The 23,216-nt window shown below is 50.9% G+C and carries 18 protein-coding genes, 2 tRNA genes and 3 rRNA genes; 13 read left to right on the forward strand and 10 right to left on the reverse strand.

Going from position 1 to position 23,216, the window contains the following annotated elements; all coding sequences use genetic code 11:
- Position 1: 1 nt before the first annotated feature.
- Positions 2-553: a cytochrome b gene (locus J1836_RS15095; RefSeq protein WP_207251969.1), complete on the reverse strand. Its 552-nt coding sequence runs from the start codon at positions 551-553 to the stop codon at positions 2-4.
- 13 nt (positions 554-566) lie between these two features.
- Positions 567-1,262, reverse strand: a complete 696-nt coding sequence (locus J1836_RS15100) for a pirin family protein (RefSeq protein WP_207251970.1) — start codon at positions 1,260-1,262, stop codon at positions 567-569.
- A 104-nt stretch (positions 1,263-1,366) separates the two neighbouring features.
- Here J1836_RS15100 and J1836_RS15105 point away from each other — a divergent pair, with 104 nt between their 5' ends.
- Both J1836_RS15105 and J1836_RS15110 read left to right on the forward strand, forming a co-directional pair.
- Positions 1,367-2,254 (forward strand): LysR family transcriptional regulator, encoded by an 888-nt coding sequence (locus tag J1836_RS15105; protein ID WP_207251971.1) that lies wholly within the window; start codon positions 1,367-1,369, stop codon positions 2,252-2,254.
- A 129-nt stretch (positions 2,255-2,383) separates the two neighbouring features.
- The gene (locus J1836_RS15110) at positions 2,384-3,517 is read left to right on the forward strand and encodes a YeeE/YedE family protein (RefSeq protein ID WP_207251972.1); all 1,134 of its coding nucleotides are present in this window, start codon (positions 2,384-2,386) and stop codon (positions 3,515-3,517) included.
- Between the two features lie 17 nt (positions 3,518-3,534).
- Here the strand turns inward: J1836_RS15110 and J1836_RS15115 are convergent, their stop codons facing one another.
- From J1836_RS15115 to J1836_RS15125, 3 genes are read right to left on the reverse strand one after another with little or no spacing between them, the layout of a single operon-like run.
- The gene (locus J1836_RS15115; protein WP_207251973.1) at positions 3,535-4,137 is read right to left on the reverse strand and encodes a DedA family protein; all 603 of its coding nucleotides are present in this window, start codon (positions 4,135-4,137) and stop codon (positions 3,535-3,537) included.
- A 24-nt stretch (positions 4,138-4,161) separates the two neighbouring features.
- The gene (locus J1836_RS15120) at positions 4,162-5,583 is read right to left on the reverse strand and encodes a PhoH family protein (RefSeq protein ID WP_207251974.1); all 1,422 of its coding nucleotides are present in this window, start codon (positions 5,581-5,583) and stop codon (positions 4,162-4,164) included.
- A gap of 23 nt (positions 5,584-5,606) precedes the next feature.
- Complete coding sequence (locus J1836_RS15125) at positions 5,607-6,080, reverse strand: peroxiredoxin (protein WP_207251975.1); 474 nt, start codon at positions 6,078-6,080, stop codon at positions 5,607-5,609.
- Between the two features lie 102 nt (positions 6,081-6,182).
- On the opposite strand from J1836_RS15125, the gene dapA reads away from it, so the two are divergent.
- From dapA to rrf, 8 genes are all read left to right on the forward strand, one after another.
- Positions 6,183-7,064, forward strand: a complete 882-nt coding sequence (dapA, locus tag J1836_RS15130; RefSeq protein ID WP_207251976.1) for a 4-hydroxy-tetrahydrodipicolinate synthase — start codon at positions 6,183-6,185, stop codon at positions 7,062-7,064.
- Between the two features lie 29 nt (positions 7,065-7,093).
- On the forward strand, positions 7,094-8,197 hold the full coding sequence (bamC, locus tag J1836_RS15135) for an NlpB/DapX family lipoprotein (protein ID WP_207251977.1): 1,104 nt from the start codon (positions 7,094-7,096) through the stop codon (positions 8,195-8,197).
- Entirely contained in the window at positions 8,197-8,961 is a 765-nt protein-coding gene (locus J1836_RS15140) for an MBL fold metallo-hydrolase (RefSeq protein WP_207251978.1), read from the forward strand. The genes bamC and J1836_RS15140 overlap by 1 nt, the downstream gene beginning before the upstream one ends.
- A gap of 365 nt (positions 8,962-9,326) precedes the next feature.
- A 16S ribosomal RNA gene (locus J1836_RS15145) occupies positions 9,327-10,815 on the forward strand.
- 87 nt (positions 10,816-10,902) lie between these two features.
- Positions 10,903-10,979 (forward strand) — tRNA-Ile (locus J1836_RS15150).
- 23 nt (positions 10,980-11,002) lie between these two features.
- Positions 11,003-11,078, forward strand: a tRNA-Ala gene (locus J1836_RS15155).
- 313 nt (positions 11,079-11,391) lie between these two features.
- Positions 11,392-14,223, forward strand: a 23S ribosomal RNA gene (locus J1836_RS15160).
- Positions 14,224-14,357: 134 nt separating this feature from the next.
- A 5S ribosomal RNA gene (gene rrf / locus J1836_RS15165) occupies positions 14,358-14,473 on the forward strand.
- Together the 16S, 23S and 5S rRNA genes with 2 tRNA genes alongside form the textbook arrangement of a ribosomal RNA operon.
- Positions 14,474-14,592: 119 nt before the next feature.
- Here rrf and lptG read toward each other — a convergent pair.
- The 5 genes from lptG to J1836_RS15190 are packed head-to-tail and all read right to left on the reverse strand — an operon-like array spanning position 14,593 to position 20,058.
- Positions 14,593-15,660: an LPS export ABC transporter permease LptG gene (gene lptG, locus J1836_RS15170; RefSeq protein WP_207251979.1), complete on the reverse strand. Its 1,068-nt coding sequence runs from the start codon at positions 15,658-15,660 to the stop codon at positions 14,593-14,595.
- On the reverse strand, positions 15,657-16,724 hold the full coding sequence (gene lptF, locus J1836_RS15175) for an LPS export ABC transporter permease LptF (RefSeq protein WP_207251980.1): 1,068 nt from the start codon (positions 16,722-16,724) through the stop codon (positions 15,657-15,659). Before lptF ends, lptG begins: the two co-directional genes overlap by 4 nt.
- 6 nt (positions 16,725-16,730) lie before the next feature.
- On the reverse strand, positions 16,731-17,486 hold the full coding sequence (locus J1836_RS15180; RefSeq protein ID WP_207251981.1) for a phosphatase PAP2 family protein: 756 nt from the start codon (positions 17,484-17,486) through the stop codon (positions 16,731-16,733).
- Entirely contained in the window at positions 17,483-19,057 is a 1,575-nt protein-coding gene (locus J1836_RS15185; protein ID WP_207251982.1) for an ArnT family glycosyltransferase, read from the reverse strand. The genes J1836_RS15180 and J1836_RS15185 overlap by 4 nt, the downstream gene beginning before the upstream one ends.
- The gene (locus tag J1836_RS15190; protein WP_207251983.1) at positions 19,054-20,058 is read right to left on the reverse strand and encodes a glycosyltransferase family 2 protein; all 1,005 of its coding nucleotides are present in this window, start codon (positions 20,056-20,058) and stop codon (positions 19,054-19,056) included. Before J1836_RS15190 ends, J1836_RS15185 begins: the two co-directional genes overlap by 4 nt.
- Positions 20,059-20,115: 57 nt before the next feature.
- Between J1836_RS15190 and J1836_RS15195 the strand changes: the two genes are divergently transcribed.
- Genes J1836_RS15195 through J1836_RS15205 form a run of 3 tightly spaced genes read left to right on the forward strand, consistent with a single transcriptional unit; the run spans position 20,116 to position 23,173 of the window.
- The gene (locus J1836_RS15195; RefSeq protein ID WP_207251984.1) at positions 20,116-21,060 is read left to right on the forward strand and encodes a lysylphosphatidylglycerol synthase domain-containing protein; all 945 of its coding nucleotides are present in this window, start codon (positions 20,116-20,118) and stop codon (positions 21,058-21,060) included.
- Entirely contained in the window at positions 21,057-22,484 is a 1,428-nt protein-coding gene (locus J1836_RS15200; RefSeq protein WP_207251985.1) for an ArnT family glycosyltransferase, read from the forward strand. The genes J1836_RS15195 and J1836_RS15200 overlap by 4 nt, the downstream gene beginning before the upstream one ends.
- Positions 22,481-23,173, forward strand: a complete 693-nt coding sequence (locus tag J1836_RS15205) for a phosphatase PAP2 family protein (RefSeq protein WP_207251986.1) — start codon at positions 22,481-22,483, stop codon at positions 23,171-23,173. The genes J1836_RS15200 and J1836_RS15205 overlap by 4 nt, the downstream gene beginning before the upstream one ends.
- The last annotated feature ends 43 nt before the right edge of the window (positions 23,174-23,216 follow it).

Below are 23,216 nucleotides of genomic sequence, written 5' to 3' on the forward strand. Positions count from 1 at the left end.
ATTAGCCCTTGCCCAACATACGGGTGAGGGTGTTGTCTTTCCAATAAAAGTGGTGGATGAAAGCAGCCAGCGCATGGATGCTGACCAGTAATATAAACAGTGTTCCGGCAATGGCGTGAATATCGCCTGCCAGTTCACCGCGTGCTTTGTCCGCCGCTAACAGGGCGGGTAGCTCGAACAGGTCGAAGACATTGATACCATGCCCTTTCGCTGTCGAAATCAGGTAGCCGCTGCTCAACATCACGAGCAGTAAGCCGTATAACGCCAGATGACCGAGTTTGCCTGCCAGATGGGTAATGGCGGGGGCGTTGCTAATGCTGGGCAAAGGGCGTGTTTGGGAATACAGCCACGCCAAGCGTACCAGTAGTAAGCTACCCATGATTACCCCAACGGCTTTATGCAGGCTTGGCAAGGTGTGATACAAGCTGTCGTAATATTCCAAATCGACCATGTAATTGCCACTGAAGTACATGCCGATCAGCGCGACCGCCATGACCCAATGTAGCAGGATCGAAACCCAGCCGTAGGTGTATGGGGTGTTACGTATTTGCATGGCGATTCCTCTATTAGGGCAAATCAAACAGCAAAAATTCGGCTGTTGTAGCAGTGGTAAAGGTTAGCTCGACCTCGGTGCGAATAGCGACGGCATCACCTGCTTGCAGTGTCTCGCCATTCAGTTGAAGCTGTCCGCGTGCAATATGTACATACACCGCCCGATTGTCCGGTTTGACGTAGCTGATCGTTGCGCCATTTTCCAGAATACTGGCGTACAAGTTTGTATCGGTATTCATGCTTAACGAGCCATCGCGCCCATCGGGAGATACCAACAGTTGCAACTGATTGCGCCGTTGTGCCAGCGGGAAATGTTCTTGCGCGTAACTGGGTTGGATGCCAGTGAATGTCGGCAGCATCCAGATTTGCAGCAAATGCACGGTTTCCGTGTCCGAATGGTTGAATTCGGAGTGCAAAATCCCGCGCCCGGCACTCATGCGCTGCACATCACCGGGGCGGATGGTGCTGCCATTGCCGAGGCTGTCTTTGTGCGACAATGCGCCTTCCATCACGTAAGTGACGATTTCCATGTCACGATGCCCGTGCAGGGGAAAGCCACCCTTTGCCGCTACCCAATCTTCATTGATGACCCGCAGGGATGAAAAATTCATGCGCTCAGGGTTATAGTATTCGCTAAACGAGAAACTGTGGCGGCTGTCTAGCCATTCATTGGTGAACGCGCCGCGTGAGTTTGCACTGATCCGTTCCATGTGTTGCTCCAGATGACTTGTTTTTATCTGAGTAAAAGCATAGGGTTTAATCTTAGGTTTATAAAGACACTAAATATGAATTAACTATCAACTTGAGGTTTACAATGAGTCGACTGGAATCCATGAGCCATTTTGTTGCTGTGGTGGAAACAGGGAGTATTACGGCTGCCGCTGATCGCTTGGAATTGACGGTCGCAGCAGTGAGTAAACGCTTGAAATTATTGGAAGCGGATTTGGGCGTGCGCTTGTTGACCCGCAATACGCGCCAGCTTGCCTTGACGGAAGCGGGGCATTATTACTACCAACATTGCCGTGAAATTCAGGAAGAAGTGTCGAGGGTCGATCAGCATTTGTTAGCCATGCAGGGCAGGTTGAGTGGCTCGTTACGCATCAATATGCCAATGACTTATGGTAAATTACGTTTGTCAAAATGGCTGATTCGCTTTTTGCAGGAATACCCTGATATTCACCTCACCGCGCATTTGGATGATGCTTATACCGATGCGGCGAGTGGCGATTACGACGTGGTGATTCGGATTGGGGTGTTGGAAGATTCGCGTTTGGTGGCGCGTAAGCTGGAAAACGTTTACTTGATGCCAGTCGCCGCGCCTGCGTATTTGCAACAACACGGCACGCCGCAAACCCCTGCTGAATTAGCGCAGCACCAATGCCTGCACTACACCAATGTTAGTCACCGCGAGGGCTGGATGTTTTATGATCCATCTGGCACGGCACACAATGTGCAAATCCGTGGGCAACTGTGCGCTAACAACGGTGAAATACTGAAACAAGCAGCTATTGCTGGTATGGGCATTGTGCTGTTACCGGATTTTGAATTGATAGATTCGCTGGAAAACGGTGAGTTGGTACGCATTCTGCCGGATTATTCAGCTCAAACGGTGTCCGTCTATGCGGTTTATCCCAGTCGTCAGTTTCTACCGGAAAAGACGCGCGTGTTGGTGGAATTTCTGATTCACGCTTTACAGCTTTGAGCAGATTGATTTTTATCAGACACAATCTTGATATTGATCATTAGGTAACACTAATATTCTTATGTACAATTCTTTTCATGGTTATTTAAAGCGATTTCTCGTGCCACTTTATGAGCGCTGGAGAGTGAGATGAATTACGAAGCATTGTTTGAGCAGTTCAGTACTGGCGAAATATCTGCCATGCTGGGGGCATTGGTGGGGTTGGTTTTCGGCATTTTTGCCCAACAAAGCCGTTTTTGTTTGCGAGCGGCTTGTGTGGAATTCTGGCGTGGGCAAACGGGTGCGAAGTTCGCCATTTGGTTGCTGGCGTTTGGTGCGGCAATGCTTGCTACGCAATATTTCATTGAAACAGGGGCGGTCGATGTTAAGCAAATTCGCCAGTTGAATAATGTGGGTTCTATGTCGGGCGCAATTATCGGGGGCTTGCTGTTCGGTGCGGGCATGGTATTAGCAGGTGGGTGTGCTAGTCGCCTGTTGGTATTATCCGCTACAGGTAATATGCGCACAATGGTGGCGGGTTTGGTGGTGACGATTGTGGCGCAAGCGTCATTACGAGGCGGGTTGTCACCGCTGCGTGAGGAAATATCGTCGTGGTGGTTGGTGGATGCGGAATCGCGTGGTTTTGCGGATTGGTTGCCGCCTTACGGTGGACTGATGTTGGGCGCAGTATTTTTGTTAGTCGCGTTGTGGTTTGCGCAACGTCATAACGTGAATAAATGGTGGCGTTTTGCTGCCATGATGACCGGTTTGAGTGTAGCGCTGGGGTGGTGGTTGACCAGTTGGCACGCAGCGAATTCCTTCGACATTGTGCAAGTCAAGAGTGTGAGTTTCACAGGGTCTTCGGCGGATACTTTGATGGGGCTAATCAATCAACCGCATTTACCGTTGAGCTTTGATGTGGGTTTAGTACCTGGCGTGTTCCTCGGTTCATTGCTGGCGGCGTTGGTGACACGCGAATTCAAATGGCAGAAATTCACGGAAGACAGTGGTTTTACGCGCTTTTTCGTTGGTGCAAGCCTGATGGGATTCGGTGGTATGTTGGCGGGTGGTTGTGCGGTCGGTGCAGGGGTAACGGGTGGGGTAGTGTTGGTCATTACCGCATGGGTTGCCTTGTTTAGCATGTGGATTGGCGCAGGTTTCACCGATTGGTTGGTGGACAGGAAAGCAGATGAGGCAAAAGCCGCCGCCGCGAATGCGGTTCAGGAGACAGCGAAACCCCTACCTCAGTTTGCCAAAGCACCTTATTTGGTGCGGTCAAACTGAGGCAGGTGTCTACTATCTTACGTTGATTGGCGTTTTTGCCAGAGGTAGTAACCCACTAGCACCAACGCCACAAACCCTAGGGTGGCCAGTACAATCAGTGTTTTGTTTTCTTCAATCACGGATTGGCTGCCGCCGATAAAATAGCCAAACAAGGCGAGTACGATTGACCACAGCCCTGCACCAACGGTGGTGTAGAAGGCAAATGAAGCAAAATTCATACGCACCAATCCGGCGGGCAAGGAAATCAGGTGACGAATCCCAGGAATCAAGCGCCCTGTGAATGTCGAAATTGCGCCGTGCTTGGTGAAGAAAATATCCGTCTTATGCAGTAGAGCCGGGCGCACAAAGAAGTACTTGCCGTACTTTTCCAAGAAGGGGCGACCTACCCACATCGCAAACACGTAGTTGAGCGTTGCCCCCAGCAAGCTGCCAGCGGTAGAGGCTAAGATGACCAGCGACAGATTGAGTTTGCCTTGATACGCCAACATACCCGCCGGAATCACCACCAGTTCGCTCGGCACGGGAAATACGGTGGATTCCAGTGTCATCGCGAAGAAAATGCCCCAATAGCCCCACGTTTCTACCGTGACGAGTATCCAATTAATAAAATCGTACAACATGCTTAGTCCTTTCGTTGTCGTTTTTCATAGATGATCAGAAGCGTAATCTGCCAAACGCGAACGTTCGCCGCGTTGCAGGGTGACATGCCCGCCGTGTTCCCAGCCCTTGAAACGATCCACCACATACGTCAAACCCGACGACGTTTCAGTGAGATACGGTGTATCAATTTGCGCAATATTCCCCAAGCACACCACTTTTGTGCCCGGCCCTGCACGGGTGATCAGGGTTTTCATCTGTTTGGGGGTGAGATTTTGCGCTTCGTCGATAATGATATAACGGTTTAGGAAGGTTCGACCACGCATAAAATTGAGTGATTTGATCTTGATTTTGCTCATTAGGAATTCATCCGTAGCGCTGCGTCCCCATTTGCTGCCGTTGGCGGGTTGAGTGAGCACTTCGAGGTTATCCATGAGCGCACCCATCCACGGTGCCATTTTTTCCTCTTCTGTGCCGGGTAAGAAACCAATGTCTTCACCGACGGGTACAGTCACGCGGGTCATAATGATTTCTTTGTAGAGCTGTTCGTCCAGCAATTGTGCCAAGCCTGCGGCGAGGGTCAGCAAGGTTTTGCCCGTACCTGCTGCACCCAGCAAGGTCACGAAATCAATATCGGGGTCCATCAGCAAATTCAGGGCAAAATTCTGTTCACGGTTACGGGCGGTAATGCCCCACACGGCATGGCGCGGCTCGGTGAAATCGCGGATGGTTTCAATCACGACGTGATCAGCCGTTTTCTTGCGTACAATCGCTTGGAATGGCTGATCACCCGGTAAGGCGAGAAAATGCCCCGGTAGCCATTCTTGCGTCAACGGGCCAAACAGCTTGTAGAAGGTATGCCCGTGTTCTTTCCACGATTCCATTTCTTTATTGTGCGCTTCCCAGAAATCGGGCGGCAGTTCGTGGAAGCCAGTGGGTAAGAGGTCGGCATCATCCAGCACTTGGTCGTTGAAATAATCCTCGGCTTTTAAACCGACGATGGTGGCTTTAATACGCAGATTGATGTCTTTGGAAACCAGAATCACGTCACGTTCGGGGTATTTATCCTGCAAACTCAAGGCGACCGTGAGGATGGTGTTATCTGGCGAATCGCCCGGCAAGCCAGTGGGGGCGGGGTAATCCAGTGCTTCGGTTTGAAACATCAGGTTGCCGCTGGGTACTTTGCCCTTGCCATATTGCGTGTTGCTGGATAGCGGCACGCCTGCGTGGATAGCATCAGCACCTGCGGCTGAAATCAAATCATCCATGAAGCGGCTAACTTGGCGCACATTGCGGGCGACTTCGGAGACACCTTTCTTGCTGTGATCGAGTTCTTCCAGCACCACCATTGGCAGGAAAATATCGTGTTCTTGGAAGCGGAAGAGGGCAGTGGGGTCGTGCATCAGCACATTGGTGTCGAGGACAAATAAGCGTTTTTCGTGTGTATGCGTGGCTGGTATTTTGCTCATATTATTCCTGATGGTTGTTAGCGTTAGGTGAGTGCCTGTGCCGCCGTGAGTACGGCTTCCACATGACCTTTAACAGAAACCTTGCGCCATTCATGGCGGAGAATTCCCTGCTTGTCGATTAAGAAAGTGCTACGTTCAATGCCGAGCACCTGTTTACCGTACATATTTTTCAATTTGATGACAGCGAATAATTGGCACACCACTTCCTCGGTATCGGCTAATAATTCAAACGGAAACGCTTGCTTCGCTTTAAAGTTTTCATGCGATTTTAGGCTATCGCGGGAGATGCCGAAAATAACCGTGTCGCTTGCCTGAAACTGGGTATATGCATCGCGGAAATCTTGACCTTCTGTGGTACAACCGGGTGTACTATCCTTAGGATAAAAGTAGAGGACGACATTGGCTTTGTCCTTGAAATCAGACAGGCGGAAGCTTATACCGGAAGTAGCGGGTAAGTTGAAATCATCGACAGCGTTTCCGAGTGTGGGTGTGGTCATGGTGGTCTCCTGTTAGTGTGGGCTAGGGTGGTAATCGTGTAATGCTTGTGTTTCATTAACCGCCTCAGTAGTATGCTGTCAAATCATTTTTTGGAGGATTGCATGTTTCGCGGCAGTATGGTGGCACTCATTACCCCGATGACAGCCAACGGGGATGTGGATGAGGCGGCGCTGGAAGCGCTTGTAGCCTTTCATCTAGAAAACGGTACCGATGCTATTGTAGCAGTCGGCACTACCGGCGAGTCGGCAACTTTGGATTACAAAGAACACCGTCATGTCATGAAACGTGTGATTCAATTAGTGGCAGGAAAAGTCCCTGTCATTGCAGGCACCGGCTCGAATAGCACGGCGGAAGCGATTGAAATGACGCAAATCGCGATGCAAGATGGTGCAGACGCGTGTTTGCTGGTCACACCGTATTACAATAAACCCACGCAGGAAGGTTTGTATCAACATCATAAGTTGATCGCTGAACGCGTGGCGATTCCGCAAATCCTTTATAACGTGCCTGGTCGTACCGCGTGCGATATGTTGCCGGAGACGGTGGAACGTCTTGCGCACATTTCCAATATCATTGGGATTAAGGAAGCGACGGGTAATCTGGAACGTGCGGCAGATATTCTGCAACGTTGTGGTGAGCGTATCGACTTGTATAGCGGTGATGATGCGACGGCGATGGAGCTGATCCTGATGGGCGGCAAAGGCGATATTTCGGTGACTGCCAATGTTGCACCGAAAGCCATGCACGAAATGTGTGCGGCGGCGTTAGTCGGTGATCGCGCCACCGCCAGCCGTATTAATGCGACGCTGGAAGATTTGCATAAAGATTTGTTCCTCGAACCCAACCCAATGCCGGTGAAATGGGCATTAGCCAAGATGGGTTTTGGGGATGAGCGCGGTATTCGTTTACCGCTTGTACCGTGTTCTGATGCCATTAAGCCCCAAGTGCTGGCAGCGATGCGTAAAGCGGGTATTGAGTGTTAGTTTTCTAAACGGAATAGACAATGAGCCCCATGAATATTCTTTCTCTATCACGCCCTGTGGTGGTTATTAGTGCATCACTGGCGTTAGCAGCTTGTTCTGGCTTGAACATTGATGCGGTTGGCGAGCGGGTGGATTACAAAAACAATAAAAGCATCAATGCGCTGGAAGTGCCGCCGGATTTGAAAGCCCCGGATTATGATTCGACCTATGCCACTATTCCCGGTGGTTCGGTGAGTGCTTCGGCACTAGCGCGTGGTGATGCGCAACAAGGCAGTGCGGTGGTATTGCCGACGAATGCGGGTATTCAACTGATGCGCGAAGGTAATGTGCGTTGGTTGCAGGTGAATGCACCCGCCGAGGCGGTGTGGCCGAAGTTGCAGGAATACTGGCGTGCCATGGGTGTTGAGATCAAGCGCGATGAACCGCGTGTTGGCATTATGGAAACCGATTGGGCGGAGAATAAGGCGGAAATTCCGTTGGATTTCATCCGCAAAACCATCGGCAAAGCCTTTGAAGGCATGTATGACGCGGGTAGCCGCGACCGTTTCAAGATTCGTTTGGAACGCCCTAGCGCTGCAACGACTAATGTTTACCTGAGCCACGAACGGGCGGAAGAGTCCGTGAGTGCTACGGGGTCAAAATGGCAATACGTGCCTGCTAGACCGGAGCTGGAAGCTGAAATGCTCAACCGCTTGATGGTCTTTTTCCAAGGTGGCGATGCTACTGCCACTGCGCAACCTGTTGCAGAATCCAAGCTCACGGCTGCGCCAGTTGCTATGACGCAGTTAGAAGGTGGACAGCCTGCGTTGGTGGTGGGCGGTGCGGCGAATGATGTGTGGATTCGTACTGGTGTCATGCTGGGACGGATCGGGATGAGCATCGAAGGTCAGCAACGTGCTAACGGTGTTTATCTGGCGACTTACAGTGATGATGAGGGCAGTAAACAAGGTTTCTTCAGTAACCTGTTTAAGTCTGACAAGGCGGCGTTGAAAGAAGGTAGCAAGTATCAGGTGCAAATTTCTGATGCAGGCAATCGCAGCTTGATTACCGTTGGCGATGCGGAAGGTAACCCACTTAAGCCTGCTGCCGCTACAGCATTGTTGGGGCGTCTCAAGTCCGAATTTGAGCGCTAATGTTGCGGTTTGCTTCCCTCGGTAGTGGTAGCAAAGGCAACGGTGCGTTGATTGAGTCTGGCAAAACGCGTGTTTTGCTGGACTGCGGTTTCTCTCTCAGTGAAACCGAGCGGCGTTTGCAACGCTTAGGGTGTGCGCCGCAATCCCTCACTGCTATTCTGATTACCCACGAACACGGTGATCATGCCGCTGGGGTGGGGCGACTGTCACGTCGTTATAACCTTCCTGTGTGGTTGACGGTGGGCACGTATCACGCCATGCGTGATGTTAATTTCGCACAAACCCACTACATCAATGTCCATCAGGCATTGGATATTCAAGATTTACAGATCACGCCATTCCCTGTGCCGCACGATGCGCGTGAGCCATGTCAGTTTGTGTTTGGTAATGGCAATCACCAATTGGGTATCTTGACGGATGTGGGTAGTCATACGCCGCTGATCCTGCAAATGCTGCATCGTTTGGATGCGCTTATGTTGGAATGTAATTACGATGCAACGCTGTTGGCTAACGGTGTGTATCCACCTTCGTTGAAAGCACGCGTGGCGGGGCGTTACGGGCATTTAGACAATAAACAGTCGACACATTTACTGACGCAACTGGATGTAAGCAAATTACAGCATTTGATCGGGATGCATTTGAGTGAGAATAACAACCTGCCTGATTATGCGTATCAGGCATTGTGTGCCGGTCTTGGTTGCGAGAAAAATTGGATTCAATTGGCAAATCAAGAGGATGGGATTGAATGGCGTGAGGTGCGCTAAAAACATTCCCCAAAGTTGTAAAAAACAGGTTGACGGGCTTAACCCAGCCTGTATAATGCGCCGCTCACTCAGGGCAAAAACGCTCTGAAACAAAAGCAGAATCAAGGACTTAGGGAATTGAATTTTGCTTTTAGAGTCCGAAAGAATTTTGAGAAAGTGTTTGACACGAACCTCGAAAGCCTTTAAGATTCGCCCCTCGCTGCTTAGAGAGCAGTGCGTAGATTAACAAAAGAAGCCAGAAAACTTGTGTGGGGGCTTGTGATTGTGTTGAGAAGCACAAGAAGCAAGCAACCATTGAGTTCACGTTAATGTAATTAAAACGTAATTTCGATGGATTTGCTCTTCAATTTCAAAAGATAAAGATTGAACTGAAGAGTTTGATCCTGGCTCAGATTGAACGCTGGCGGTATGCTTAAGACATGCAAGTCGAACGGAATCTTCGGATTCAGTGGCGGACGGGTGAGTAACACGTGGGAATCTACTGAGTAGTGGGGGACAGCCCGGCGAAAGCCGGATTAATACCGCATACGCCCTACGGGGGAAAGGCGCAAGCCGCTATTTAATGAGCCCGCGTAAGATTAGCTAGTTGGTAAGGTAAAGGCTTACCAAGGCGACGATCTTTAGCTGGTCTGAGAGGATGGCCAGCCACATCGGGACTGAGACACGGCCCGGACTCCTACGGGAGGCAGCAGTCGGGAATATTGGACAATGGGCGGAAGCCTGATCCAGCAATACCGCGTGTGTGAAGAAGGCCTGCGGGTTGTAAAGCACTTTCAGTTGGGAAGATAATGACGTTACCAACAGAAGAAGCACCGGCTAACTCCGTGCCAGCAGCCGCGGTAATACGGAGGGTGCAAGCGTTAATCGGAATTACTGGGCGTAAAGCGTGCGTAGGCGGTTTATTAAGTCAGATGTGAAATCCCCGGGCTCAACCTGGGAACTGCATCTGATACTGGTAGACTAGAGTGTGGGAGAGGAGAGTGGAATTTCCGGTGTAGCGGTGAAATGCATAGAGATCGGAAGGAACATCAGTGGCGAAGGCGACTCTCTGGACCAACACTGACGCTGAGGCACGAAAGCGTGGGTAGCAAACAGGATTAGATACCCTGGTAGTCCACGCCGTAAACGATGTCAACTAGCCGTCAGGCTCGCTTTAGAGTTTGGTGGTGGAGCTAACGTATTAAGTTGACCGCCTGGGGAGTACGCTCGCAAGAGTAAAACTCAAAGGAATTGACGGGGGCCCGCACAAGCGGTGGAGCATGTGGTTTAATTCGATGCAACGCGAAGAACCTTACCTGGTCTTGACATGTAGTGAACTTAGCAGAAATGTTTTGGTGCCTTCGGGAACACTAACACAGGTGCTGCACGGCTGTCGTCAGCTCGTGTCGTGAGATGTTGGGTTAAGTCCCGCAACGAGCGCAACCCCTATCCCTAGTTGCCAGCACGTAATGGTGGGAACTCTAAGGAGACTGCCGGTGACAAACCGGAGGAAGGTGGGGATGACGTCAAGTCATCATGGCCCTTATGACCAGGGCTACACACGTGCTACAATGGGTGGTACAGAGGGAAGCGATACCGCGAGGTGGAGCAAATCCCAGAAAGCCATCCGTAGTCCGGATCGGAGTCTGCAACTCGACTCCGTGAAGTCGGAATCGCTAGTAATCGCGAATCAGCATGTCGCGGTGAATACGTTCCCGGGCCTTGTACACACCGCCCGTCACACCATGGGAGTTTGTTGCACCAGAAGCAGGTAGTCTAACCGCAAGGAGGGCGCTTGCCACGGTGTGGCCGATGACTGGGGTGAAGTCGTAACAAGGTAGCCGTAGGGGAACCTGCGGCTGGATCACCTCCTTTACGAGAAACGCCGATCAAGCGATCACAAGTTCCCACACAAGTAGTCTGGCAGACCACATTTATTGCAAGTGCTCTAGTACCGAACACGGGTCTATAGCTCAGTTGGTTAGAGCGCACCCCTGATAAGGGTGAGGCCGGTGGTTCGAGTCCACCTAGACCCACCACTCTTGCATTGCAAAGGTTCAAAGGGGCCATAGCTCAGCTGGGAGAGCGCCTGCCTTGCACGCAGGAGGTCGTCGGTTCGATCCCGTCTGGCTCCACCACTTTCTGGTCAACGTAGCAGTAACATTAGTTATAATGATACTAAGCACTTAACACCAAAAAGGCATTGCAATAAATGCACACAACCACGGTAACTTCAGAAGTCACCGCAAAGCAGCCCTGTGGGCTGCTTTGCACTGGCTTTTGTCGGTTCAACCTAAGTAGATAGGTCGTTCTTTAACAAAATGGAAAAATATCAAGGCGAAATATATAACTGAGAAGATTATATATCTCAAGATTGATCGTTACGAGATTATAGACACTCTGTAGCCCGAGTTTACCGCACAAAAGGTAGTAGACTGTTTCGGGTTATAGGATCAAGTGACTAAGCGTACACGGTGGATGCCTTGGCAGTCAGAGGCGATGAAGGACGTTATAGCATGCGATAAGCTACGGTTAGCCTGCAAATTGGCATTGACCCGTAGATTTCCGAATGGGGAAACCCACCACTTTTGTGGTATCCCGCAAGGGAAGCGAACGCAGGGAACTGAAACATCTAAGTACCTGTAGGAAAAGAAATCAACCGAGATTCCCCCAGTAGCGGCGAGCGAACGGGGAGCAGCCGAATCTTTTAGTGTTAGTGGAATGGTATGGAAAGGCCAGCGATACCGGGTGATAGCCCCGTACACGAAAATGCTTTAAGGACATATTAAGTAGGGCGGGACACGTGAAATCCTGTCTGAAGATGGGGGGACCATCCTCCAAGGCTAAATACTACTGACTGACCGATAGTGAACCAGTACCGTGAGGGAAAGGCGAAAAGAACCCTGGTGAAGGGAGTGAAATAGAACCTGAAACCGTGTACGTACAAGCAGTGGGAGCCCTATGGGGTGACTGCGTACCTTTTGTATAATGGGTCAGCGACTTACTTTCAGTGGCAAGCTTAACCGATAGGGGAGGCGTAGCGAAAGCGAGTCTGAACAGGGCGTTCAGTCGCTGGGAGTAGACCCGAAACCGAGCGATCTATCCATGGCCAGGTTGAAGGTGTAGTAACATACACTGGAGGACCGAACCCACTACCGTTGAAAAGTTAGGGGATGAGCTGTGGATAGGAGTGAAAGGCTAATCAAGCTCGGAGATAGCTGGTTCTCCTCGAAAGCTATTTAGGTAGCGCCTCGTGTATCACTCCTAGGGGTAGAGCACTGTTATGGCTAGGGGGCCCTGACCGGCTTACCAACCCATTGCAAACTCCGAATACTAGGAAGTGCGAGCACGGGAGACAGACAGCGGGTGCTAACGTCCGTTGTCAAAAGGGAAACAACCCAGACCGCCAGCTAAGGTCCCCAAGTTGTGGCTCAGTGGGAAACGATGTGGGAAGGCACAGACAGCCAGGAGGTTGGCTTAGAAGCAGCCATCCTTTAAAGAAAGCGTAATAGCTCACTGGTCGAGTCGGCCTGCGCGGAAGATTCAACGGGGCTTAAGCCACACACCGAAGCTGCGGACTTGAATTTATTCAAGTGGTAGAGGAGCGTTCTGTACGCCTGTGAAGGTGAACTGGAAAGTTTGCTGGAGGTATCAGAAGTGCGAATGCTGACATAAGTAACGACAAGACGGGTGAAAAACCCGTCCGCCGAAAGCCCAAGGTTTCCTGCGCAACGTTAATCGGCGCAGGGTTAGTCGGCCCCTAAGGCGAGGCAGAAATGCGTAGTCGATGGGAAACAGGTCAATATTCCTGTACCGGCACTAACTGCGATGGGAGGACGGAGAAGGCTAGGACAGCAACCTATTGGATGGTTGTTTAAGCGTTTAGGTGGGATTCTTAGGCAAATCCGGGAATCTATTAACACTGAGGCGTGATGACGAGGTACTACGGTACTGAAGTGTTTGATGCCCTGCTTCCAAGAAAAGTCCCTAAGCTTCAGGTTAGTGCTGACCGTACCCCAAACCGACACAGGTGGGCTGGATGAGAATTCCAAGGCGCTTGAGAGAACTCGGATGAAGGAACTAGGCAAAATGGTACCGTAACTTCGGGAGAAGGTACGCCCGCGAAAGCGGGCCGCAGAGACCAGGCCGCTGCGACTGTTTATCAAAAACACAGCACTCTGCAAACTCGAAAGAGGACGTATAGGGTGTGACGCCTGCCCGGTGCCGGAAGGTTAATTGATGGGGTTAGCGCAAGCGAAGCTCTTGATCGAAGCCCCGGTAAACGGCGGCCGTAACTATAACGGTCCTAAGGTAGCGAAATTCCTTGTCGGGTAAGTTCCGACCTGCACGAATGGCGTAACGATGGCGGCACTGTCTCCATCCGAGACTCAGTGAAATTGAAATCGCTGTGAAGATGCAGTGTACCCGCGGCTAGACGGAAAGACCCCGTGAACCTTTACTATAGCTTTGTATTGAACTTTGAACCTACTTGTGTAGGATAGGTGGGAGACTATGAAACTGGAACGCCAGTTCTGGTGGAGTCGTCCTTGAAATACCACCCTGGTATGTTCGGAGTTCTAACCCAGGCATCACAATGCCGGGGACAATACATGGTGGGTAGTTTGACTGGGGCGGTCTCCTCCTAAAGAGTAACGGAGGAGCGCGAAGGTGTGCTAATCACGGTCGGAAATCGTGAGGTTTGTGTAAAGGCATAAGCACGCTTGACTGCGAGACAGACAAGTCGAGCAGGTACGAAAGTAGGTCTTAGTGATCCGGTGGCTCTGAATGGAAGGGCCATCGCTCAACGGATAAAAGGTACTCCGGGGATAACAGGCTGATTCCTCCCAAGAGTCCATATCGACGGGGGAGTTTGGCACCTCGATGTCGGCTCATCACATCCTGGGGCTGAAGCAGGTCCCAAGGGTATGGCTGTTCGCCATTTAAAGTGGTACGCGAGCTGGGTTCAGAACGTCGTGAGACAGTTCGGTCCCTATCTGCCGTGGGCGTTGGAGATTTGAGGGAAGCTGACCTTAGTACGAGAGGACCGGGTTGGACGAACCTCTGGTGTTCCTGTTGTCACGCCAGTGGCATTGCAGGGTAGCTATGTTCGGACGGGATAACCGCTGAAAGCATCTAAGCGGGAAGCCCCTCCCAAGATGAGATCTCCCTGACCCCTTGAGGGTCCTAAAGGGCCGTTGGAGACTACGACGTTGATAGGCTGGGTGTGGAAGTGCAGTAATGTATGTAGCTAACCAGTACTAATTGCCCGTGAGGCTTGATCCTATAACCCAAAATGGTCTACTAGAGATGTATACATCGAAGACAGGCAACTGTCAGACCTCAGCATTACGTATCACTTGATATTTTTCCAGATTAGGTCGGGGAGACTAATAAACCTTCCCAACCTTGCCAGTTTGCTTGGTGTCCATAGAGCTGTGGAACCACCTGATCCCATCCCGAACTCAGAAGTGAAACGCAGCATCGCCGATGGTAGTGTGGGGTCTCCCCATGTGAGAGTAGGTCAACGCCAAGCACTATTCCTAAAAGCCCCGTTAACGGTTTCTGTTGCGGGGCTTTTTTTATGCCTATGATTTGTGAACTACAACGTCATAAAAATGCCTGCATCAGCGGGTAAAGTTCGTTAACCGTTTATCAACGTATTCCTCTTAGCATCCACAACCCACCTACTAGGAAGATCAATAAAGGCAACGTTGCTGAAAGTAGCGGTGGAACACCATACACAATCCCGATACTTCCCAAGGTACGATTGAATAAGAAGAAACCGATACCAATCAGGATGCCAATAAAGATACGTTGTCCCGCTCCACTATTGCGTTGAAAGCCAAACACAAAGGGAGCAGCCAATACTAGCATTACCAATGTTGACAGCGGTGTCGTGAAATGCTGCCAAAAAGCTTGTTCAAAGTGCGCACTGCTTAAAGCATTATCGTGCTGATGTTGAATGTAATCGGCTAACTGGCTAGCTGCCAGTTGATTCGGTTTCACCGCCGCAATACTCATTACTTGTTCGGGAATGAGGTCAGTTTGGTGAACTTGTTCCAGCACTTCTTGCGTCACCCCATCCGCACGAATCGTTTGACGCTTAAGGTCGTATAACATCCACCCGTCTGCATCGCGTTCCGCTCTCGCCGCATGAGTAATGCTTTCAATACGCCCTTCTTCTGGATTGATTGCGTAAATCGAAACACCCTCCATCTTGTTTGCTGACCAAAGTGTTGCAATATTGAGAATACGATTACCATCTTTGACCCAAACACCTTGATTACCGATGGCTAATTGCTTTTGCTGCATTCGTAATTTGAAGCTACTCGCGGCGAGTTCGGTGCGTGGTGCTATCCATTCACCCAACACAAATACCACTATTGCCAGCGCAAGCCCTAGTTTCAGCGTCATGACCACTATTTGACGAATCGACACACCTGCCGCCCGCATGGCGGTTAATTCGCTATTGGCTGCTAAATTGCCCAAGCCAAGTAAGCTGCCAATTAAGGTGACGGTTGGAAAATAGTCGTAGAGGATTTTCGGCGTACCCATCAGGGTGTAATACAGGGCTTGCAAGTTGCCGTATTGTGTTTCTGGGCTGACATCCCCCATTTCACTAAGGAAGGCAAAGAAGCGGTCGAGTAGAGCGAGAGATAACCAAGTGATTAGGATGCTAGTCAGGACGCTTTTCCAGAGGTAGCGTTCTAAAAAATTCATGAGGGTTTTCCATAATATTTGCGTAAGAGCCAGAAGGCTAAGCCAAGGATTAATAAATGCACCGACCATAAGCCCGGCAGAGCGGGGAAGTCACCGCGTTCGATCATGCCGCGCACGGTTGCCAAAATACTGGCGTAAACAGCATAAATGAGAATGGCAATGCCCACTTTTCCATAACGCCCTTGCCGTGGCGCGGTATAGCTGAGGGGAAAGGCTAAGAATGCCAATAGCGGAGCGGAAACAATGACCGCAATGCGCCATTGCATTTCGGCACGCGCGGCATTATCGGTTTTTTGCCACAATTCAAGGAAGGACATCGCCGCCAGGCTGTGGCTAGCGGTGTAATCTTTCAGCGGAATACGGATGCTGTGTTCGCCAAAACGAATCACCGTCATACCACCGTGGGCAGGGTCAGCTTCGTAACGATAGCCCTCGCTAATCTGCAAGACGCGCTCACCGCTGCCGGAGTCAATAAACAAGACCGCCGCTTTTGCCCAAATTAACACTTCATTGTCGCCGTCTTTCACGCGGATAAAGAAACGTTCCATGACCGTGCGGCTAGGGTCGATACTTTCGGCGAGTGCCGTGTAATTGCGTTCTGCTGTGCCAGAACTGACAAACTCACCGGGTGGAATACCAGCGGCTTCAGGGCGTTCATTGATTTCGCGGCGTAATTCAGCATTATTGGTTTCCAGCCACGGCGACACCACAATCACCAGCACCGCCAGCAACAGCGTCAGCGGCAACACAAAGCTGAAAATAGCGCGGTAAAAATGACGCGGTGCAAACCCCGCTGCCCGCAATGCCGCCATTTCTGAATCACGATACAATCGACTAAAGGCCAGCATCATGCCAATCAGCAGTGCGACTGGAATCAGGCGGATCAATTGTTTCAACGAGCTGAACCACAATAAGTTACCCACTAAATCGGCGGGCAAGTTGCCGGTACTCGCATCCGCCAACAAACGTACAAAAGTATTGCCCACAATGATCAGCGTTAAGACCAGCAGTGTCGCAGCAAAGCTGAGGGCAATTTCTTTAAACAGATAGCGGTTAATAATCATAAGGGTTTAGCGTCGGTTGCGGCGGATTTGCCAAAGCCTGATCACGCTGGTAATGGTAGCTAGGCTGGCGATCAGTTGTTGTAACCGGATGGCTTGTGGATAACCTGTATTGAGCCAAAACAGTAACAATGCGAGTCCCAGAAAGAGCAGGGCAAAGGTGCGTTGCCCGTTCGGTGAATGCGGCCATTGCCAGTGTTGCGCCACAGTCCAGCCCACCCACGCAGAAAACCAACCGATTGCAGCGCCTGCGAACACATCCATCGGCCAGTGTGCACCTACGCCGATACGACTGAAACCCGCCAACAGTGCCAGCGCAAAGAATGCGGCGGTCAGACGATTACGTTGCAATACCAGCGCATAGACACCCGCGACAACAAACGCAGCAGTGGTATGCCCTGATGGAAAGCTAAAGTTAAATAAGTCAGTGCCAATAAGATGAACTTGATCACCCAATACCGTCAAGGGGCGCTCTACGGCAAGTAACGGCTTCAAACTGCGCGTAAACAAGGTCGCGACTAATCCCGCTAACAATCCAACGGGCAACAAACTTGGGTAACGAAATGCGAACAAGCTCAACAATACCAGTGATACCAGTGCATCGCCTAAAATAGTCAGATTTGCCCAGACGGTATCGGGAAAGAATGCCGTGAATTGCTGCATTGCCAGAAACAAAGGCGTGTTTAAGTCACTTGCTCCCACGACACCTGCCAGCAGCAACATCAATAAAACCGGCACACCGCTAGTTTCTGCTTCATCCCTCATGGTGCTGTTACCTTTTTTGCTAGCACTAAACCGCCTTGTTTGAATACGACCACGTAAGCATCCGCTGGTTGCAAATGATCGGCTTTAGAAAATACGTATTCGCCTACTTCAGGGGCACGACGCGGCGTAATGGCTTCGCGGTAGGTGGTAAAACTGGGCATATTCACGCCATCCATCACGATGGTAGCACCGATCCGATCCGGGGTTGCGGTCAAATGTTGTTGTGCGAAATGTGCAGCGTTTTTCACAGCAGCTTGCTGGGTGAAAGCCACGACAGGAATCAATATGCTGCCCAAAAACAAGGTCTGGAGCACTGCTACCCCGATTAAGCGCAAGTAATTTTGCACATTAGCCCACAACAACAACGCCAGTAGTGCCAGCAAATAAATCCCCGTAGCAGCTCGGTAGAAAATCCCCATGCCTTGCTGTGCTTGTTCCAACAGCCCTTGGAAGTATGGTGTTGGGTTCTGTACCACTGCCTGCGCCAGTAATTCCGGTAAAAATAACAGCACTACTGCTACCAACACCGCAGGCACAACCGCCAGCCAGCGATTGGGATTCTCGCCACAATGCTTTGCCAGCAATAACAGCAAAGGCGTAATGCCATACAACAAATAATGCGGTAATTGCGTATTAGAGAACGAAAAAAACACAAACACAAACGCAAACCAAAACCACAAAAACCGATCAATACCTTCACCACCTGCCTTCCGCACCAATTGCACCAGCAAACCACCGAACGGCATGATGATAAACGGCAGCGCCACAAGGTAATACCAGACTTGCCCACCGTGTCCTTCCATCGTGTCGGAGAAGCGATCCACGTTGTGCTTGAAGAAGAAGCCCTCAATGAAGGCTTGCCCTTGCGCCTGATATTCAAGGATGTACCACGGTGCAGCCACCGCCAGAAACACCATCAAACCGTAGGGGTTGAACACGGTTTTCAACCACGTTTGCCATTGTTGATGGCTCAGGTACAGAAATGCACTGACCACAAATGGAATCGCAACGGCGACCGGGCCTTTACACAAAAAGCCCAAACCTAGCCACAAAAATACCCGAAATAACACCATGCGCGTGGGTTGTTCCCAATACCGCCACACATCAAATAGCGTTAATGCAATCAGCAGATTGAGCACTGCATCTGCCGTTGCTGCCCGCCCAATGACGATAATCATCGCAGACGTTGCCAGCATCACGGCGACGAGAATAGCGTTTTGCCGAGGCATTCGCGGTTTGGCGAAGTAATACGTCGCCATGACCCACGCACTCGCCGTTAATGCCGACGGCAAACGCAAGCTCCATTCACTGATTCCGAATGCTGACACACTCAGTGCTTGCAACCAGTAAATCAGAATGGGTTTATCAAAACGCGGCTCGCCGTTGAGGAAGGTGGTAATGAAATCGCCCCGATGGAGCATTTCCCACGTTGCCGCGCTGAATGCACCTTCATCGAGGTCAAACAGCGCAGGCGTACCCAACTGCCAGAAGAATGCCAGTATAACCAGCGGTAGCAGGAAACCATCCCCGCTGTGCAGCAGCCAGTGCCGCAAACCTGATGCTACTCTCATGTGCTAGGGGTGTGCCAAGTGTGTTCAGGTTCTACTTCGTCACGCAGCGGGCGAATCACGTAAGCATTGCGGCTGGATGATTCAAAGTAAATCCGCGATAACATTTCCGCGATAATGCCGGTGGTTAAAAATTGTATGGAGGTTATCACCAGCATTACCCCCGCCAACAACAAGGGGCGACCACCAATGTCATTTCCCAGAATGAATTTGTCGATGCCCAACCACGACAAAATCAGTGAACCGATCAAGCCAAACGCCAAGCCAATTGTGCCAAACAAATGCCCAGGACGCGCCCGATACCGCATAAAGAACCACATAAACAGTAAGTCGATAATCACCCGGAAGGTGCGTGAAATGCCGTATTTGGATTCACCGCTCAAGCGCTCATTGTGATTCACCACGGTTTCGCCAATGCGTGAAGGCGGTACAGCGGTGGCGACCCACGCCGGAATAAAGCGGTGCATTTCACCGTAAAGCCGCACCCGTTTCATCACCGATGCGCGGTAGACTTTGAGGCTGCAACCGTAGTCGTGCAAGTTCACGCCGGTGACTTTGCGGATCAGGCGATTGGCAATGCGCGAAGGAATCTTGCGCATAATCAGCGTGTCTTTGCGGTTTTTACGCCAGCCGACCAGCAAATCGAGGTCACGTTCCTGCAATTCTTTAATCATGGCGGGGATGTCGGCGGGGTCGTTTTGCAAATCGCCATCCAGTGTGACTAGCAGGCTGCCGCGTGATTGGTCGATGCCCGCTTGCATCGCGGCGGTTTGCCCGAAATTGCGTTGCAGCTCGACAACGTGGATATGATGACCAAATTGTGTGGAGGCTTCATGCAGGCGTTTTAGTGTCTGGTCGGAACTGCCATCGTCCACCAGCACCAGTTCCCACTGGCATTCAAAGTGCGCAAGCGCTTCACCAACGCGCTTAACCAGTGGCAGTACATTCCCTTCTTCGTTATAGAAGGGTACGATGATACTGACGGTATCAGGAGAATTTTTCATGTGTCAACGTCCGGTTCGGCTACAATACTGCACTGGATTATACGTTAAAGCGGGTGAATGATGACAGAACAGCACAATACATCGACCTCACGCTGGAAATTAGCACTTTCTTGGCTAATACTGATCTTGTTTGTGGCCGGTGTCGAGTACTGGGTGGGGTGGAAAACGGTGTTAGCACCGTGGGCAACCTTTGGCTGGGCGCAAGGTTTCATTGCCTTGGCGTTGCTGGTATTGAGCTATGCACTGCGGGCATGGCGCATGTATGATTATTTCCCGCAACAGTTGAACGGGCAATGGTTGCAAACGTGGCGGCTCATGCTGATTCACAATGCGTTGAATAATGTACTGCCTGCGCGGACGGGTGAAATCAGTTTTCCGGTGATGATGAAGCGTTATTTTGGGGTGACGTATGCACATTCAGTATCGGCACTAGTGTGGTTTCGCTTCTTGGATTTACACAGCATTTTGGCGTTTGCATTGTACCCGCTTTTGGTGGTGACACCGCTGAAACGTATTGCTATTCCGCTGATTGTGCTGTGGATGTTGTTGCCAATTGTAGTGTATATATTGCGCAATCGTATTGAAGTCGCCTTTGCAGGCAAAGACGGTAAGCTGAGTGAATTGGCGCAGCAAGCCATGTACGGTTTGCCGGACAACTGGGGTGAATTCTGGCGGAGCTGGGTGATGACATGGGCAAACTGGGTGGTGAAATTGGTGACACTGGCGTGGTTGCTGGGGCAATTCGTCCCGAGTGCTAGCTGGAATATGTTGCTAGCTGGTGTCGTCGGCGGTGAGTTGACCAGCGTATTGCCTATTCATGCGCCCGGTGGTTTTGGTACGTATGAGGCTGGGGTGATGGCAGCATTGTCACCCGCACCGAGTGTGAGTGTGCAAGCCGCCACGGTTGGCGCGGTGAATGTGCATTTATTTGTGCTGGGGTCTTCGTTAATCGGGGCGCTGGTGGGTTGGTTGATTCCGTTGAAAAAAGCTAAGATAGAATGATTGAACGTCGAGCGGGGCTAATACTGCTGTTATTGGTATTGGGAATAACAGCGTATCGCATATGGGTGGTGGCAACCAATGGTTTAACGCTTTATGTGGATGAGGCGCAATATTGGTATTGGGCGCAGCATCTGGATTGGGGCTATTATTCGAAACCGCCCGTGATTGCGGCGCTTATTGCAGGCACAACCAGCGTGTGCGGTGACAGCGAGCTGTGCGTGCGTTCGGGCAGTTTGTTGCTGTATCCATTGAGTACCGGGCTGCTATTTTTGGTGACGCGGAAACTGTTTGATACCAAGATTGCCTTGTTGGCAGCGGTTTTATTCTTGACACTGCCTGCGGTAAGCCTGTCATCTACGCTGATTTCCACCGATGTCGCCCTATTTTTCTGTTGGACGCTGGCGTTGTATGCGTTCGTGTTTGCGTTGGATAGCGATGCGTGGGATGACTGGATTTTGCTGGGTATCGCGCTCGGTTTGGGCATGTTGAGCAAATATACGATGGGCATTTTTCTGGTATCCGCCCTGATGTACGTGTTTGTGGCACGACGTTTTGATCTGCTGCGTAATCCCAAAGCGTGGGGCGCTGTGCTGGTCATGTTGCTGATCATTGCGCCGAATTTGTGGTGGAACTGGCAGCATGATTTCCCCACGTTCAAACATACCGCCGACATTGCTGCCGGTAGCGCCCAAGGCACGTTGCATTGGGATGAGTTTGGCGAATTCATTGGTGGGCAATTTGGTGTATTTGGATTGGTGTTATTCCCGTTGCTGGTGTGGGTAATCATCAAAGGACAGGTCGCACATAAGCCGCTCTTACTGAGCTTTGCCCTGCCGTTTTTGCTGATCATTACCGCGCAAGCGCTGTTGGGGCGTGCCAATGCCAATTGGGCTGCTCCTACCTATGTTGCTGCCACCTTGCTAGTCGCCGCATGGTTGTGGGGAAAGTGGAAAATGCTGGGTATTGCCCTGTTGTTAAATCTCCTCCTCGGTCTAGCGGTCTATCATCCTGCTCCCTTAAACCATCTGATGCACACCGATTTGCAGAAACGCCTGAAAGGCTGGGATGTGATTGGCGAGCAATACCTCGCGTTGCAACGGCAATACCCGGATGCGTTACTGCTCTCCGATGCTCGCGACGTATTAAGTGAATTGGTGTATTACGCTCGTCCGCAAGGCTTGCACGGGGTCAGTTGGAATCCGCAGCACTACTTGCGCCACCATTACGATCTGGTGACGACGCTACAGGATAAAGTGGGGCAGGATTTTTTGCTGGTTACGGTACAACCCTTGTCTGCTGACGTGTCGGGTTATTTTGCTGCCAGTTCTGCGCTCACGCCGCTGCATGTGGCGATTACGTCGAACTACAAGCTGGATTACAATGTTTTCTTGCTGCAAGGTTTTAAGGGGCTGGTGTCGCAATGAAGTTCTGGGAGAAATACCCACAACCATGGTTGTGGTTTAACCTCGTAGTCGTGTCTACGTTGGTGTTTTGGTTTTCCAATTTAGATTTAACCGTGGCAGGGTTATTTCATCAAGCTGACCATTGGTTATTGGATGAGTTTCCACTGTGGAAAGCGCTGTTTTATGACGGTGTGCCTTATTTGGCAGGCGCAGTATTGGGGCTGAGTACCCTGTTGATTGTGGGGAGCACCGTATTGCGGCGTTGGTATCGTGTACGGTTGTACGCTGCTTACGTCTTGTTGGTGTTTCTGGTGGGGCCGGGCTTGCTGGTGAATAGTCTGTTTAAAGATAACTGGGGTAGACCACGCCCCGTGCAAGTCGCACAACTTGGCGGGCAGGAGGCGTATGTGCCGCCGGGGTATTTTGTGCCGGATGGGCGTGGGCGTTCGTTCCCCAGTGGACACAGTTCGATTGGTTTTGCGTTTGTGGCTTTTTGGTTTTTATGGCGTAAGCGTAAACCACAATGGGCATGGTTCGCGTTATCTATGACCGTATTGCTGGGCTGTGCGATTGGTCTGACCCGCATGGCTGCGGGTGGACACTTTCTGTCAGATGTGCTGTGGTCGGGTTGGGTAGTGTTGTTTGCAGCGTGGGTGTTGTATTACCCCCTCATGCACATTCCAGAACGTGAGATAATTGTTGAGAATTAGGCTGACTAGATCAAGTAATCCATCATTTTACTCTTACATTTCA

This window comes from Thiothrix fructosivorans, from assembly GCF_017349355.1.
Classification (GTDB): Bacteria; Pseudomonadota; Gammaproteobacteria; order Thiotrichales; family Thiotrichaceae; genus Thiothrix; species Thiothrix fructosivorans.

What these genes read in the sequence shown, in the direction of transcription:
- lptG (WP_207251979.1), bottom strand. Translation starts at nt 15,660, where the DNA reads ATGAATTTTTTAGAACGCTACCTCTGGAAAAGCGTCCTGACTAGCATC.
- J1836_RS15185 (WP_207251982.1), bottom strand. Translation starts at nt 19,057, where the DNA reads ATGAGAGTAGCATCAGGTTTGCGGCACTGGCTGCTGCACAGCGGGGAT.
- J1836_RS15105 (WP_207251971.1), top strand. Translation starts at nt 1,367, where the DNA reads ATGAGTCGACTGGAATCCATGAGCCATTTTGTTGCTGTGGTGGAAACA.
- J1836_RS15120 (WP_207251974.1), bottom strand. Translation starts at nt 5,583, where the DNA reads ATGAGCAAAATACCAGCCACGCATACACACGAAAAACGCTTATTTGTC.
- J1836_RS15190 (WP_207251983.1), bottom strand. Translation starts at nt 20,058, where the DNA reads ATGAAAAATTCTCCTGATACCGTCAGTATCATCGTACCCTTCTATAAC.
- J1836_RS15125 (WP_207251975.1), bottom strand. Translation starts at nt 6,080, where the DNA reads ATGACCACACCCACACTCGGAAACGCTGTCGATGATTTCAACTTACCC.
- J1836_RS15205 (WP_207251986.1), top strand. Translation starts at nt 22,481, where the DNA reads ATGAAGTTCTGGGAGAAATACCCACAACCATGGTTGTGGTTTAACCTC.
- lptF (WP_207251980.1), bottom strand. Translation starts at nt 16,724, where the DNA reads ATGATTATTAACCGCTATCTGTTTAAAGAAATTGCCCTCAGCTTTGCT.
- J1836_RS15095 (WP_207251969.1), bottom strand. Translation starts at nt 553, where the DNA reads ATGCAAATACGTAACACCCCATACACCTACGGCTGGGTTTCGATCCTG.
- J1836_RS15115 (WP_207251973.1), bottom strand. Translation starts at nt 4,137, where the DNA reads ATGTTGTACGATTTTATTAATTGGATACTCGTCACGGTAGAAACGTGG.
- dapA (WP_207251976.1), top strand. Translation starts at nt 6,183, where the DNA reads ATGTTTCGCGGCAGTATGGTGGCACTCATTACCCCGATGACAGCCAAC.
- bamC (WP_207251977.1), top strand. Translation starts at nt 7,094, where the DNA reads ATGAATATTCTTTCTCTATCACGCCCTGTGGTGGTTATTAGTGCATCA.
- J1836_RS15200 (WP_207251985.1), top strand. Translation starts at nt 21,057, where the DNA reads ATGATTGAACGTCGAGCGGGGCTAATACTGCTGTTATTGGTATTGGGA.
- J1836_RS15180 (WP_207251981.1), bottom strand. Translation starts at nt 17,486, where the DNA reads ATGAGGGATGAAGCAGAAACTAGCGGTGTGCCGGTTTTATTGATGTTG.
- J1836_RS15195 (WP_207251984.1), top strand. Translation starts at nt 20,116, where the DNA reads ATGATGACAGAACAGCACAATACATCGACCTCACGCTGGAAATTAGCA.
- J1836_RS15140 (WP_207251978.1), top strand. Translation starts at nt 8,197, where the DNA reads ATGTTGCGGTTTGCTTCCCTCGGTAGTGGTAGCAAAGGCAACGGTGCG.
- J1836_RS15100 (WP_207251970.1), bottom strand. Translation starts at nt 1,262, where the DNA reads ATGGAACGGATCAGTGCAAACTCACGCGGCGCGTTCACCAATGAATGG.
- J1836_RS15110 (WP_207251972.1), top strand. Translation starts at nt 2,384, where the DNA reads ATGAATTACGAAGCATTGTTTGAGCAGTTCAGTACTGGCGAAATATCT.